General features: G+C 69.6%; 16 protein-coding genes. 9 read left to right on the top strand and 7 right to left on the bottom strand.

From position 1 onward, the window contains the following. Positions 1-209 precede the first annotated feature (209 nt). Entirely contained in the window at positions 210-680 is a 471-nt protein-coding gene (locus tag C475_RS04030) for a hypothetical protein (protein WP_006882493.1), read from the top strand. 75 nt (positions 681-755) lie between these two features. Here the strand turns inward: C475_RS04030 and serA are convergent, their stop codons facing one another. The 3 genes from serA to C475_RS04020 form a co-directional block, all read right to left on the bottom strand. Then, positions 756-2345, bottom strand: a complete 1590-nt coding sequence (serA, locus tag C475_RS04025; protein ID WP_006882492.1) for a phosphoglycerate dehydrogenase — start codon at positions 2343-2345, stop codon at positions 756-758. A gap of 244 nt (positions 2346-2589) precedes the next feature. Further along, the gene (locus C475_RS24215; protein ID WP_193366293.1) at positions 2590-2757 is read right to left on the bottom strand and encodes a DUF7556 family protein; all 168 of its coding nucleotides are present in this window, start codon (positions 2755-2757) and stop codon (positions 2590-2592) included. Positions 2758-2935: 178 nt separating this feature from the next. Next, positions 2936-3613 carry an MBL fold metallo-hydrolase gene (locus tag C475_RS04020; protein ID WP_006882490.1) on the bottom strand — a complete coding sequence of 226 codons (678 nt, stop codon included), beginning with the start codon at positions 3611-3613 and terminating at the stop codon, positions 2936-2938. Positions 3614-3699: 86 nt separating this feature from the next. Here C475_RS04020 and C475_RS04015 point away from each other — a divergent pair, with 86 nt between their 5' ends. Continuing rightward, positions 3700-3909, top strand: a complete 210-nt coding sequence (locus C475_RS04015; RefSeq protein WP_006882489.1) for a hypothetical protein — start codon at positions 3700-3702, stop codon at positions 3907-3909. Between the two features lie 73 nt (positions 3910-3982). Then, complete coding sequence (locus C475_RS04010; RefSeq protein WP_006882488.1) at positions 3983-4642, top strand: helix-turn-helix domain-containing protein; 660 nt, start codon at positions 3983-3985, stop codon at positions 4640-4642. A gap of 11 nt (positions 4643-4653) precedes the next feature. Here C475_RS04010 and C475_RS04005 read toward each other — a convergent pair whose 3' ends face one another. Continuing rightward, positions 4654-5748, bottom strand: coding sequence for an aminopeptidase (locus C475_RS04005; protein WP_006882487.1), 1095 nt, complete (start codon positions 5746-5748; stop codon positions 4654-4656). An 89-nt stretch (positions 5749-5837) separates the two neighbouring features. On the opposite strand from C475_RS04005, the gene C475_RS04000 reads away from it, so the two are divergent. Beyond that, on the top strand, positions 5838-6803 hold the full coding sequence (locus C475_RS04000; protein WP_006882486.1) for a hypothetical protein: 966 nt from the start codon (positions 5838-5840) through the stop codon (positions 6801-6803). A 10-nt stretch (positions 6804-6813) separates the two neighbouring features. Here the strand turns inward: C475_RS04000 and C475_RS03995 are convergent, their stop codons facing one another. Continuing rightward, a complete protein-coding gene (locus tag C475_RS03995) occupies positions 6814-7887 on the bottom strand; it encodes a nucleotidyl transferase family protein (protein ID WP_006882485.1) in 1074 nt (357 codons plus the stop codon). Between the two features lie 179 nt (positions 7888-8066). Between C475_RS03995 and C475_RS03990 the strand changes: the two genes are divergently transcribed. Beyond that, positions 8067-9314, top strand: coding sequence for a hypothetical protein (locus tag C475_RS03990; RefSeq protein ID WP_006882484.1), 1248 nt, complete (start codon positions 8067-8069; stop codon positions 9312-9314). 61 nt (positions 9315-9375) lie between these two features. Continuing rightward, entirely contained in the window at positions 9376-10386 is a 1011-nt protein-coding gene (locus C475_RS03985; protein ID WP_006882483.1) for a threonine aldolase family protein, read from the top strand. Between the two features lie 13 nt (positions 10387-10399). Here C475_RS03985 and C475_RS24210 read toward each other — a convergent pair whose 3' ends face one another. After that, positions 10400-10552: a DUF7859 family protein gene (locus C475_RS24210; protein WP_193366292.1), complete on the bottom strand. Its 153-nt coding sequence runs from the start codon at positions 10550-10552 to the stop codon at positions 10400-10402. Positions 10553-10689: 137 nt separating this feature from the next. On the opposite strand from C475_RS24210, the gene C475_RS03980 reads away from it, so the two are divergent. Next, positions 10690-11322 (top strand): ArsR/SmtB family transcription factor, encoded by a 633-nt coding sequence (locus C475_RS03980; protein ID WP_006882482.1) that lies wholly within the window; start codon positions 10690-10692, stop codon positions 11320-11322. 119 nt (positions 11323-11441) lie between these two features. Here C475_RS03980 and C475_RS03975 read toward each other — a convergent pair whose 3' ends face one another. Further along, the gene (locus C475_RS03975) at positions 11442-11987 is read right to left on the bottom strand and encodes a metallophosphoesterase (RefSeq protein ID WP_006882481.1); all 546 of its coding nucleotides are present in this window, start codon (positions 11985-11987) and stop codon (positions 11442-11444) included. A 96-nt stretch (positions 11988-12083) separates the two neighbouring features. On the opposite strand from C475_RS03975, the gene C475_RS03970 reads away from it, so the two are divergent. Next, positions 12084-13046 (top strand): cation diffusion facilitator family transporter, encoded by a 963-nt coding sequence (locus C475_RS03970; RefSeq protein ID WP_006882480.1) that lies wholly within the window; start codon positions 12084-12086, stop codon positions 13044-13046. A gap of 66 nt (positions 13047-13112) precedes the next feature. Further along, a partial coding sequence (locus tag C475_RS03965) for a DEAD/DEAH box helicase (RefSeq protein WP_006882479.1) occupies positions 13113-13787 on the top strand: 675 nt, incomplete at its 3' end.

Genomic DNA, 13787 nt, shown 5'->3' with positions numbered 1-13787 from the left:
CAGTACATCCCGGTGAGTCGTAAAATAGACCCCGGGAGTGTTCGCCGCGATCCGATGGTCCGGTTCGAACTGCCGGATCTGACGGACGGTATCGACGCGTTTCGGCGAGCCGACGTTCGCGTCGAGACGCACCGACCGGTTTCGTCAGACGCGCGTCGGGTGTGCGTCTGCCCCGTCTTTTTGCACGAGCGACACCTCGGTCCGGAGGCATGGCCGCGAACGCCGACCCACCAGAACAGGGGGAACTCCACCCATGCACCGACCGCCAGTCGGCGGGCGAGTCGTGCGGCCACTCGACGACCGATGCCGGAGCGACCGGCGGGCCCGACGGCGGAGTCGCCGGCCGGGCCGGCCTCACGGTAGACCACACGGCCGAGACGCTCTACCTGACGAAGATCGCGCTGCTGGAAGCGCGAGTCTCGACGCTCGAACGACGCCTCGAATCGAGCGAGGCCGACCGCCAGCACGTCGTCGACCGCTACGAACGCGTCCTCCAGGGACGCGACGCCTGCCGCGACGAACCACTCGTCACAGACGAGTTCGACATCGAAGCCAGCGGTCCCGCGGACGCCGACCGCACCGCCGGAGACGACCGGACGACCGGAGACGACCGCACCGCCGAGCGCGACGGCGACCGCTCGACCGGCCCGCTCGACCGGCTCCGGGGACTGCTGGGCTAGTCGCGGCCGTCGCGTGGGGAGGAACTTCGTTTTCAGAACCGCCGGGAAACGACCGAAAGCGGCGCGAACGCCGCGTTACTGCCCGTTCAGGGAGATCTGCGTGATGTCGATGACGCGCTCGTCGTCGAGCAGCTTCGCGACGGTGTCGTCGGGGACGGGGTCGTCGAGGTTGTAGACGGTCAGGGCCTCGCCGCCGATGGTCTCGCGGCCGTTGAACATGCCGGCGATGTTCACGTCGGCCTCGCCGAGGACGGTGCCGATGAAGCCGATGACCCCTGGGAGGTCCTCGTTGCGGGCGACGAGCATGTGGCCGTGGGGGACGGCGTCGACGCGGTAGCCGTCGATGCGGACGATACGAGCGTCGTCGCCGGCGAACTGCGTCCCGGAGACGCTGATGGACTCCTCACCGTCGGAGACGGTGACGGTGATGAGGCTCTGGAAGTCCTCGGCGGAGCTGGTCTTGGACTCGGTCACGTCGATGCCGCGCTCCTCCGCGATGCGCTCGGCGTTGACCGCGTTGACCTGCGTCTCGACGACGTCCTCGAAGACGCCCTTCAGCGCGGTAGCGGTCACGATTTCCGTGTCGTGTTCGGCGATGTCGCCGGCGTAGGTGACCTCCACGTCGGAGACGCCGCCGTCGAACAGCTGGACGGCGATCGTCCCGGCGGTGTCGGCGAGTTCGAGGTACGGCTCGACGGCGGGGAACGCGCTCTCATCCATCGAGGGGGCGTTCAGCGCGTTGAGGACGGGCTCGCCGTTGAACGCGGCGACGATCTGGTCGGCCGTCGAAGTGGCGACGTGCTCCTGGGCGGCCTCGGTTGAGGCGCCGAGGTGGGGCGTGACGACCACGTCGTCCACGTCGAGCAGCGGGTTGTCCGGGCTGATCGGCTCGTCGGCGAAGACGTCGATGGCGGCGCCCTTGAGCAGGCCGTCCTCGACGGCTTCGGCGAGAGCCGGCTCGTCGATGATGCCGCCGCGGGCGCAGTTGACGACGTAGCCGCCTTCGAGCTGGGCGAGTTGTTCCTCGCCGATCATGTTCTCGGTCTCGTCGGTCAGCGGCGTGTGGATGGTGATGAAGTCCGCGCGGGCGAGACACTCGTCGAGGGAGTCGACGAGTTCGGCGCCGAAGCGCTCGGCGCGCTCCTGGCTGATGTAAGGGTCGTAGGTGACGAGATCCATGCCCAGCGCGTCGAGGCGCTTGGCGACCTCCTGACCCACGCGGCCGAAGCCGACGACGCCCAGCGTCTTCTCGTTGAGTTCCGTGCCGAGGAACTCGCCTTTGGCCCACTCGCCGTCCCGGAGGCGGTTGTGGGCCTGCGGGATGGAACGGGCGGTGGCAAAGGCCATCGCGACGGAGTGTTCGGCGGCGGCGCGGACGTTGCCCTGGGGCGCGTTGGCGACGATGACGCCGTGGTCGGTGGCGGCCTCGATGTCGATGTTGTCGACGCCGATACCGGCGCGGCCGACGATCTGGAGGTCGGGCGCGGCGGCGAACACCTCGGCGGAGACCTCCGTGCCCGAGCGGACGACCATGGCGTCGGCGTCCGCGACGGCGTTCAGGAGAGCGTCTCCTTCCACGTCGTAGGCTGTCTCGACTTCGTGGCCCGCCTCGCGCAGCCGGTCCAGACCCGCGTCGGCGATCGGGTCCGTGACGAGTACCTTCATGCGGGTGGGATCCGCTCGCCGGGGTATAACGCTTGTTTTCTCCGGACAGCGACGAGGACACTATCGACACTGTCGACACAGTCGGAGCGACCGGGACGGGCGCCTCGCTGGGGGAGAACGGCCGCAGTCACGGCGGCGAGACGAGCGACCGCAGTCACGGATACTGAGAATCGGACCGGTCGACGGCACGAGTCGTCCAGACTCGGCAGTGGGCACGTGGAGACGGATCGGAACTAGGTGGTCGTCACCGCCACTCCGGGAGGGGGGCGGCGTCGGCGAGCGGCGCTGTAAGGTAGGCGTCGTCACAGTTGATATCGGCGATTACGAGCGTCTCGGTGGGACCCTCCTCGACGGAGGCCATGACTTCGGCGTTCGTTTCCACCTCGGCTTCAGCGACCATATCCGGCGCCATGCATGACAACATGTAGCAACCACCTATATACCTGTCGGAACGATTCTCACGCATTGAAAACCCGGTGTCAGACGCCCGTCAGACGGTCGAACGAGGGCGGTATCGGGTTCGCAGAAACTGCCGCAGTTTTTGAGCGAGCGTGAGCAGGCCGCGTGGGTCGGCGGACGGCGCCGGCGGATCAGCTCTCGATCGACTCGCCGATCGCGGCGATCCGGTCGTCGTCCGCCCGGGAGAACCCGCCGTGGTAGCAGAGGACGCCCTCGACGGCCAGGCTCGCGAGCCGCGCGACCGACTGACCCGCTTCGGCCATGTCCAGGGAGAACTGTTCGCTGGGACCCTGCAGCTCCCCGTCGGCGGCCGTCAGCGCGTCCGCGGCCAGCAGTAGTCGCTCCTCGGGCAGGTACAGCGAGACATGACCCGGCGCGTGCCCCGGCGTGTAGACCACCCGCATCGGTCCCGCGGTCGTCCCGAAGGTCTCCTCGCCGACGAGTTCCACGTCGACCGGAGTCGGGGGATAGCGCTCGCCGTCGCCCTTGATCGGCTCGTCCCGGCCGTCGACGTACGGCGCACAGGCCTCGTGGGCGAACACGACCGCATCGGTCTTCTCACGCACGGTCGCGAGCGCGCCCGCGTGGTCACCGTCCTGGTGCGTTATCAGCACCGCCCACACGTCGCCCCATCCGAAGCCTGCCGCCTCGATCTCCGCGCCGAGCGCTTCGGCCTGTCCCGGGAGCCCCGCGTCCAGCAACAGCAGGCCGCGCTCGGTCTCGACGGCCGCCGGGTGGAAGGCTCGCTCGCCCTCTTCGGTCTCGATCGTCTCGGTGAACGCGTAGACACCGTCGGTAAGTTCCTCCATACTCGGATCTCGGGAGCGAGTCACAAAGTACGTCGGGCCGCGGTAGCCGGTGGAATTTTGATGGTTCGACATCATATCGACTCCGCATGGACGACGACGCCCTCCAGGCGCGGCTCCGCGGTATCGAGCGCCGACAGAACCTCCTCCTCGCGTTAGTGGTCGTGCTGTATCTCGTCGCCGCCGCCGAGCTGTTCGGGTACTGGATCACGACCGTTGTCGCGACCGCGCTCGCGCTCCTCGGCGTCGCGTACGTCGTCGTCAGTCGCAGACGGCGACGTGACGCGGTCGGAACGTGACGCCGGCTCCCGCTCTCAGCGGCGCCCCGGTTACGACCGACGAATCTTTGCCGAGCCACCCGTACGACTGCCCATGCGGTACGTAACGCTGCTGGTGAGTCCGAGCGAGGGGCAGGGCTTTCACCCCGTCGGCGGGCGGATCGCCCGCGACCCCGACGTGACGGGCGAGGCGATCCACCGGATGAACGACCTGGGCGACGGGACGGTGACGCTGCTGACCGAGCTATCGGGCGACGTCGACCGTTACCGGGCGATCATGACCGACACGCCCGAGGTCCGCGAGTTCACCGTCGCCGTCGACGACGAGGGCCACGGGTGGGCCTACTCCCGCATCGAGACGAACGATCTGGTCGAGTACATGCTCGCACGGGGCCGCGAGCTGGAGCTCGTCCGGGACATGCCGATCGAACTCACCGACCGGGGCGGCCAGCGGGTGACGCTGATCGGCACCGACGCGGCGTTCGCCCGCGCCGCCGAGTTCGACGAGCCGCCGGGCTACGAGATCACGGTCGAGAAGACCGGCGAGTACCACCCCGAGGGCGGTCGCCTGCTCGACGCGCTGACGAGCCGCCAGCGCGAAGTGCTCGAAGCGGCGGTCGCCGTCGGCTACTACGAGGCGCCCCGCGAGGCGACCCACGAGGACGTGGCCGAAGCCGTCGGCTGCTCGCCCGCCACCGCCGGCGAACACCTCCAGAAGGTCGAGCGGGCCGTCTTCGGCGCGCTGGTCGGATAGCGCGGCCCCGATCAGCCGTCGAACCCGTTCTCGAATCGGAAGGTGCCGTTGCGCTGGACGACCTCGCCGTCGACCTCGATGTAGGAGTCCTCGCTCATGTCGACGATCATGTCGACGTGGACGGCCGAATCGTTCTGCTCGTTGCCCTCGCCGACGGTGTCGTCGTAGGCGCGGCCGACCGCCATGTGGACGGTGTCGCCCATCTTCTCGTCGAACAGCATGTTGTAGGTGAACTCGTCGATGGCGCGGTTCATCCCGATGCCGAGTTCGCCGAGGCGATTCGACCCCTCGTCGGTCTCCAGCACGTTCGTCAGCACGTCCTCGTTCTTCCCGGCGGAGTGCTCGACGACCTCGCCGTTTTCGAACTTGCAGTACACGTCCGTGACCTCGCGGCCCTGGTGATACAGCGGCTTGTCGAAGTAGACCTCGCCCTCGACGGAGTCGGGGACGGGCGCGGTGAACACCTCGCCGCCGGGGAGGTTGCGCTCGCCGTAGTCGTTGAGCGTGGGGTTGCCGGCGACGCTCATCGTCACGTCCGTCGAGTCGCCGGAGACGATGCGCACCTCCTCGGCGTCGTCCATGATCTCGACCATCTGGGACTGGAACTCCCGCTGTTCGTCCCAGTCGCGGAGGATGGCGTCCCAGACGAAGTTCTCGAAGCCCTCCGTGCTCTTCTGGGCGAGCTGGGCGTTGGCAGGGGCGGGGTACTGGGTGAGACACCAGCGCTTCGACAGGCGCTCGGCCAGCAGCGGCTGGACGGCAGCCTCGTAGGCGGTCGAGACCTCCGGGTCCACGTCGCTGGTCTGGGTGACGTTGTCGCTCCCCCGAATGACGATGTACACGTCCATCTCCTCGTACAGCGCCATCTGGTGGTCGGGCAGCTCGAAGTCCCCGTCGTGGTTGCGCAGGAACGCCCGCCGGAAGCGCTTGCCCATGCGGTCCTGGATCACGAGCGGGTGAGCGCCGCGGTCGGCGACGATCTCGTGTAGCGCGGCCACGAGGTCTTCGGCCTCGGGGTGGGCGTCGATGACGACCTGGTCGCCCGCCTGCAGGTCGACGGAGTGGTCACAGATGATCTCGGCGTGTTCGCGAACGCGCGCGTCCATGCGAGTGTCGTCGGGCGGTGGCGTGAAACCGGTTTCGTCGTCCGGCGGCCGGGGTGCGTTTTATCACAGTCTGGGTTACATTTCTGTCCATGAGTCGCAGTCGGACGCCCGCCGTTCGCACCCTCCGCGCCGCCGACCCGCGTTCGCTCGTCGTCGAGTTGGCCGTCGTCGTCGCGACGCTCGTCGCGCTCGAAGCGTACGTGAACCTGACCGACGCCGTGGTCAGGCCGGTCGAGGACGCCGTCGGCGCGTCGACCGGTATCGACCCACACCTGGCCCGCGCGGTCGTCCAAAGCCTGCTCGTGCTGGGCGGACTAGGTGTCCTCGCCGCCGTCGCCGTGTCCGAGCGCGACCTCCGGTTTCCGCTGTCGCTCCCCGAACGGGACGCCGCAGGCCTGGTCGGGGTCGCGATGTCGGGGGCGGCCGTCCTCGCGGGACTCCAGCTCCTCCCGGTCCTCGTCACCGGCGGGCTCGCGGTCGGGGACATCACGGCGGCGGTCGCGGGACTCCCCGGACAACTGACCGGCCGGACGCTGGTCTTCCTCGCGGTGTTCGTCGCCGGGATGGCCGTGCTGTATCACGGGGTCGTCCAGGGACTGCTCCGACGAGCCGTCGGGACCGAGCGGGCGGTCGCGGCGACGACGCTGCTGAGCGCGTACTTCGCGACGCCGCGGTTCGGCCCGTCGGCCGGCGCCGTCCGCGGCGGCCCGTGGCTGGACGTGTCCGCCACCCGGGCCGGCCTCGCGGTGCTGGTCGTCCTCACGCTGGCCGTCGCCGTCTACGCCGCCGAGCGCGTCGACGACCGGCGCGTCCGCGCGGCGGCGACCGTCCCCGTCGTGGCGGCGGTCGCGCTCGCGACCGTCTCGTTCTGGCAGGGGGTCGACCTGCCGTGGGAAGCCCTGACGGCGGCCACCCGGATCGCCCTCGTCGGTGTCGCCGCGTGCGTCTACGCCGACACCGAGTCACTGCTCGCCCCGGCGATGGTGTACGGCTCCTACGCGCTTGTGAGCCTCGTCGTCCAGTCGGCCGCATTCCACGCTATCTTCGTGGGCTGACCGGCCCGGCTCAGTCACCGGTCGCCCGCCACCGCTCGGCCAGGTCGACGACGAAGTCGGCGTACTCCGCCCTCGCTCGCTCCCAGTCCTCCGCGCCCGCCTCGCAGGCCGATTCCAGCCGGTCCAGCCGCTCGGCGCCGTACCGCGAAGCCAGACACATCGCCTGAAAGACCGGCGACCGGGCGGGGTCGCCGCCCGGGTCGCCGGCGATCCGCTCGCGGATCGTCGCTTCGTCCATCGCGAGCGAGACGCCCGACCCCGGGATCGACTTGGCCATCTTCGGCGCCCCGTCGAACCCGGGGAGCATCCGGGTGTACAGCCCCGCCACGCCGCCCTCGACGGGCGCGGCGTCGCGGAATCGCCGCGCCATCCGGGTCAGGTGGCGCTCGTCGATCCCGAACTGGAGGACCACCTGTTCGTAGTCGCCAGCGTACAGCGGGTGGAGGAAATCGACGCCGTGGAGGACGGCACTGTGGATATCCGCCGCCTCGGAAGTCGGTCCCGAGTGGGCGACAGCGGCGGTCCCCGGTCCGCGGTCGCCCTCGCCGGCTTCGTACGCCTCGCGCACGGCCCGCTCCCACTCGGTCGGTGGACGCTCGTCGGTCGCCCCCTCGCCGTCGTCGCTCTCCCACGTGTCGGGGTCGTAGTACGGCGCCAGCAACTGCGCCGTCCGCATCACGTCGGTCGCTTCGCTCTGGGTGCGGAGTCGGCCGCGCTCGGGGTCGAATCCCAGGTCGAGCGCGAACGCGCGGTAGCGCTCGGCGAGCGACCGCACGCGATCCAGCGGCGCGCCGCCGTGGTACGGCTCCAGGTCTGCGATCACGAGCTGTACGTCCAGGCCCGTCTCCTGCAGCGCGACCGCGGTCGAGAACTGGCCGACCGTGCCGAGGGGGGGTGGACCGGTCATCCCGACGCCGGTCGCGACCAGCGTCCGGCGCTCGCCGGACCGAGTGAGGACGCCCCGGTCGTCGACGGCGACGAACCGCCGTCGCTCGGCGGCCGGTATCGGACCGACGGCCCCGTCGACCGGTTCGTAGCCGTTGCGCCCGCGGACGGTCCCGTAGTGGGCATGGAGTTTCGTCACGGTCGGAGATCGACCGCGACACTAAAGTGTTAATTTGTGACGGGGTACCGAATAACATGCTCGGCGTCGACGACCCGCCACCGGCGACTCGGTCACGGGACGCTGGTCGATAACCCGCGCTTACCGGCAGTTGGAGGGGTATAACGAAATAGGGGGTTCCCCCTACCGGGGAGCGAGCTATGTCCGATCGACCACTGCGGAACACGAGGCGGACGTTCCTCGCATCGAGCGCGCTGGAGGCGCTCTCGGCGGCTACAACTGGCGCAACGGCGGCCGCAACGGACGAAACTGTCGCGCCGACGGCGACGGTCGACTGTTCGACCGTCAGCGTCGACGACTGGGGGAGCGCCCGCAGCGCGCGGGCGGTGTTCGAAGACGGGAGTTTCGTCGACGTCGGAGACGGAACGCCCGAGACCTTCGGCGCGTCCGGGCGCGTGATCGAGTCGGTCACGTTCGCGGACTTCGACGGCACCGAGTGGACGACGACGAACGACGCGACCGACTGCGACCCCGGCGAGAAGTCGGTCACGTTCACCGACTCGCGGGCGACCGTCCGGCCGGGGCAGTTCCAGGAGATGGACGGCTATCCCGGGAAACTGATCTCGCAGGTCGACCTGCACTTCGTCGACGGGACGAGCCAGGAGAAAGTCCACCTCGACGGCCCACAGTCGCCCGACGGGATCACCGGCGTCTACCGAGGGACGGGCGAGTACGCGGGGAAGGTCGTCGAGGCCATCGAGATCTTCCACGACCTCGACTACGTGACCCACTACGTCCGAAACCCGGCCGCCGAGCAGTACCTGCTCGGGAAAGACACCTGCCAGGAGCGACTCATCGAGGTGATGGGCGCGACGGAGGGCGCCGTCGACTACGAGTTCACCGTCGAGGGCCCGGTCCGCGCCGTGACCCTCTCGGACGGCCGCGGCGCCTCGCCCGGCGGCAACGACGCCGTCTCGACGAGCGGCGACGCGACGACCGTCTCCGGCTCGACCGGGAATCCGGGCTACAGCGACGTGTACGCCGTCGGCGGCCCGATCACCGACTTCGCCCAGACCGGCGGGGACGGCGACTACGTCCGCCGGGAGGCCGAGTGGCGGGTCGTCGAGGACACCGCGCCCGCGACCGATCTGCTCGCGGTCGTCGCGACCGAGCAGGGCGAGGTCGCCTACGAGTTCACCGTCGACGGGACCGTCCGCCCGATCGGCAACGTCGGGCCGAAGCGGTCGGCCGCCGGCAACGACGAAGTCACCGACAACGGCGACGCCACCGTCACCGTCAGCGGCTTCACCGGCAACGCCGGCTACGGCGACACCTACGCCGTCACCGGCGACGTGACCGACTTCACCCGGACCGGCGGCGACGCGGCCGTCCGTATCGACTACAACGGCCACGAACGCACGCCCGAGGAACTGGTTTCAAGACACTGACGGGCCGTTCGGCCCGTGGCGCTCGACCAGCTATTTCCCTGCCGACTCCGTACCTGCCACCATGATCGACCTTCGCAGCGACACCGTCACGAAACCGGACGAGGCGATGCGGACGGCCGCCCGCGACGCCGAGGTCGGCGACGACGTGTACGGCGAGGACCCGACCGTCAACGAGCTGGAGACCCGCGTCGCGGACGTGCTGGGCTTCGACGACGCCCTGCTGGTCCCCTCGGGGACGATGGGCAATCAGGTCGCCGTCCGCACGCACACCGACCGGGGCCAGGAGGCGATCGTCGAACGCGAGAGCCACGTCTACAAGTGGGAACTCGGCGGCGTCGCCCAGCACTCGGGCGTCCAGGCCCGGCCCGTCGACGGTGACGACCGCGGCGTCGTCGCTCCCGGACGAGTCCGCGAGGCGTTCGTCGAAGCGGACGGTCACCGGGCTGGGACCGGCCTCCTCGCGCTGGAAAACACCCACAACAGCAAGGGCGGCACCGCCATCGCGCCCGACGCTATCGACGCCGCGGCCGGAGTCGCCCACGAGCGAGACGTGCCGGTCCACCTCGACGGTGCGCGGCTGTTCAACGCCGCCGCGGCGCTGGACACCCCGGCCGAGCGACTCGCCCGAGAGGCCGACTCGGCGATGGTCTGTCTCTCGAAGGGGCTGGGCGCGCCCGTCGGCTCCGTGCTGGCCGGCTCGGAGGGGTTCGTCGAGCGCGCCCGCCGCCACCGCAAGCTCATGGGCGGCGGGATGCGCCAGGCGGGTATCCTCGCCGCGCCGGGCCTCCGAGCGCTGGAGAACCGCGACCGCCTCGCCGCGGACCACGAGCGCGCTCGCCGGCTCGCTGCGGGCCTCGACGCCGCTCCCGGCCTCTCGGCGCCCGAACCCGAGACGAACATCGTCGTCGCCGAGACCGACGACCCCGCCGACGAGGTAGTGGCGGCCTGCGAGCGCGAGGGCGTCGGCTGCGTGGCCTTCGGGGAGTATCGCGTGCGCTTCTGTACCCACTGGGATATCGACGACGAGGATATCGACGCGGCGCTGTCGGGCGTCGAGCGGGCGCTGAGTTAGAACGGCGCCGCGGTCACTGTCTGCCCTGGTTCATGCCTTCCTTGAATCCTTTCGCAGTCCGGCGGAGGAACAGGTAGAGCAAGAAGACGAACCCGAGGAGGATCGCGACGATGGCCAGGAGGACGGGGTCCTCGAAGAACCACGAGACCAGATCACCGATCTGCATGTGCCGGCCTACCGCGCCACCGGGCAAAGAGGTTTCGGCACCGCGCCAGCCACTCACCGCGATTCCCGACGATCGACGCCTTGCTCGTCTGTCAGGTGATAAGACTGATACTGCAGGGGTACAAATCGCGACGTGAGATGTCGCTGCTGCCCTCCAAACCCGACACAACCGCGGCCGAGGACGCGGAGCCGCGGGTAGTCGGCGTCGAGAGCGACGACGCCGACGACCTCCTCTCTGCTCTCTCCTCGGAGACCGCCCGTCGCCTCCTCGGCGAGCTCCACGAGGCCCCCGCACCCCCGGCGGAGCTCGCCGAACGCGTCGACACCTCGCTGCAGAACGCACAGTACCACCTGGAGAACCTCGAAGAGGCCGGCGCCGTCGAAGTCGTCGACACGGCCTACTCCCAGAAGGGGCGCGAGATGGACGTCTACGCCCCGGCAGACCAGCCGCTGGTCATCTTCGCGGGCGACCAGGAGGAGTCGACCAGCATCAGGACGGCCCTCTCGCGGCTGCTCGGCGCCGTCGGCCTGCTCGCCGTCGTCAGCCTCGTCGTCTCGGCGCTTTCCGGCGGCGACGCCCTGCCCTCGCTGGGCGCCGGGTCCGACGCGGCCGGCGAAGGCGCCGCTGCCGCCGCCCACACCCCGACGCCCGCCGGCGTCCCCGCCGCCTCGACCGGCGTCGTCGAAGGGTTGGGCCCGGGCGCCTTCTTCTTCCTCGGCGGGGCCGCCGTGCTCGTCGGCGCCTTCGCCGTCTGGTACGTCCGGGGCTGAGCGCCGTCGGACGGTGAAACAGTCGTTTGAGTTTCCGCCAGCTACGTTTCCGCCCCCCTCGAAGTAGCGGATGCACGCCGCCCCGCCCTGCCCCGCTTCGACCCCGCTTCGGCCCGCCGTCACTCCCGCCCCGTGGCGGCGAGGTCGAACTCGTCGAAGACCTCCCCGTCGGGCGCCACCAGCCGGCCGGTCGCCCCCTCCCCGGTCGCGTCCAGTTCAGCGTGGCCCGGACGGTGCCACCGCGGGTCGGCGTGACTCCCCGGGTTCAGGACCGTGACCGCCCCTACCCGTCGCCGTCCTGGCTCGTGGGAGTGCCCGACCACGACGACGTCCGCCCGCTCCTGGCGCCCCAGCAGCGACAGCGACGTGTCGTCGTGTTCGTGGCCGTGAACAACGACGAACCGGAGTCCGTCGTGCTCGACGGTTCGCTCCGCCGTCAGCCGCCCCCGGACCGCCGGGTCGTCGTTGTTTCCGTACACCGCGACGAACTCGCCGTCCCCGCCGTCGCGTTCCGCACCCGCTTCCGCCTCGAACGCGTCCAGCACCGCCGCAGTCGTGAAGTCGCCGGCGTGGATCACGAGGTCGGCCTCGCGAACCGCCGCCAGCGTTCGTCCCGCCAGTCGATGCCCGTCGGTGCCGTGCGTGTCCGAGACGACCGTTATCATGGCGTCGAGTTCGCCCCCACGGGCAAAGGCCTGCTCGGCTCCGGCCGCGGTCGCGAAGACCCAAGGATTTTGACGGGTCCGGGAGTGGCTCGGACAATGGCAGAGAGCAAGTCGGTCGTGATGGCGGCGCTGATCGCCAACGGCGCCATCGCGATACTGAAGTTCGTCGGGTTCCTGCTGACGGGGAGCGCCGCGATGCTCTCGGAGACCTACCACTCCATCTCCGACACCGGCAACCAGGTGTTTCTCCTCATCGGCCTCCGCTACGGCGGCCGCGAGGCCGACCGCCGCCACCCCTTCGGCTACGGCAAGGCGCAGTTCTTCTACGCCTTCCTCGTCTCCGTGTTCCTGTTCGGCATCGCCGGCTGGGAGTCCGCCAAGCACGGCTTCAACGCCCTGATGGGCCACGGCGGCGGTCACAGCACCGGCGAGACCGTCGAGTTCCTCTTCTTCTCCTTCCAGCCGCCCGGGTTCGACCCGATCCTCGTCAACTACGGAGTCCTGCTGGCCGCCATCGTCTTCGAGGGCTGGGCGTTCAAGAAGGCCTACGCCGGCATGAAGACCCAGATCGAGGAGAACGACTGGTCGGGCATGCGCGAGGCGTTCCGCAAGACCAGCGACGTGACCACCCTCACAGCGCTGACCGAGGACACCATCGCGCTGGTCGGACTCGTGCTCGCGCTGGCGGGGATCTTCCTCGAACAGCAGACCGGCAACGCCGTCTACGACGCCGTCGCCGCGCTGCTCATCGGGATCATGCTGATGGGCTTCGCGCTCGCGCTCGCCTGGGAGAACAAGCGGCTCATCCTCGGCGAGAGCCTCCCGGCCGACGAGGAGCAGACGCTCCGAACCATCGTCGAGGGGCGCGAGGAAGTCGACCGCATCGTCGACTTCCGCACCGTCTACTTCGGTCCCGAGCGCATCGTCGTCTCGGCGGACGTGGAGTTCGCGCCCGGCTTCCAGGGGGGCGACCTCGACGCGATCATCACCGAGATCGAAGAGGAGATGAAGTCGGCGAACGCGAGCGTTCGCACCGTCTACCTCGAACCCGAGGTGTGAGCGGCGGACCACTTCCGCCGCGGTTGGGCTAGGGCTTTTACCCGGGCGCGCAAACAGATGGCCATAGTGGCGAGCGCGTCAGACCCCGACTATCTACGCTTTTTCCCGTACGAGGAGCCCTACGACCACCAGACCGAGGCGATGGGCACTATCTACGACGCGCTCGACGAGCGGCGGAACGTCCTCTTCGAGGGGGCGACGGGGACCGGCAAGACCCTCTCGGCGCTCGCGCCCGCCCTGGAGTACGCCCGCGAGACGGGCAAGACCGTCGTCATCACGACGAACGTCCACCAGCAGATGCGCCAGTTCGTCCGCGAGGCCGCGGCGATCACCGACCAGGAGCCGATCCGCGCCGTCGTCTTCCAGGGCAAGGCCTCGATGTGTCACATCGACGTGGGCTACGAGGAGTGTCAGGCGCTACGGGACACGACCCGGGAGCTCGTCGACGCAGAAGAGAACCGTGCGGAGCTGGAGGACCAGCAGCGCGCGCTGCTGGAGGAGAGCCGCGACGGCAGCGCCGAGGCCGCGGACGCCCGCGGCGCCGTGATGGACGAACTCGACGCCGTCGAGGACGAGATCGAACAGCTCCGCGAAGACCGCACCGTCTGCGACCACTACTACCGGAACCTCACGGCCGACACCGACGCCTTCTACGGGTGGCTCTACGACGACGTGCGCACGCCCGAGGACGTGTACGGCTACGCCGAACGGGAGGGCATGTGCGGCTACGAACTCCTCAAG

Origin of the sequence: Halosimplex carlsbadense 2-9-1 (genome assembly GCF_000337455.1) — an archaeon.
Lineage (GTDB): Archaea > Halobacteriota > Halobacteria > Halobacteriales > Haloarculaceae > Halosimplex > Halosimplex carlsbadense.
The sequence above is the reverse complement of the archived record's forward strand: the minus strand, read 5'-3'. Positions and strand labels throughout refer to the sequence as shown.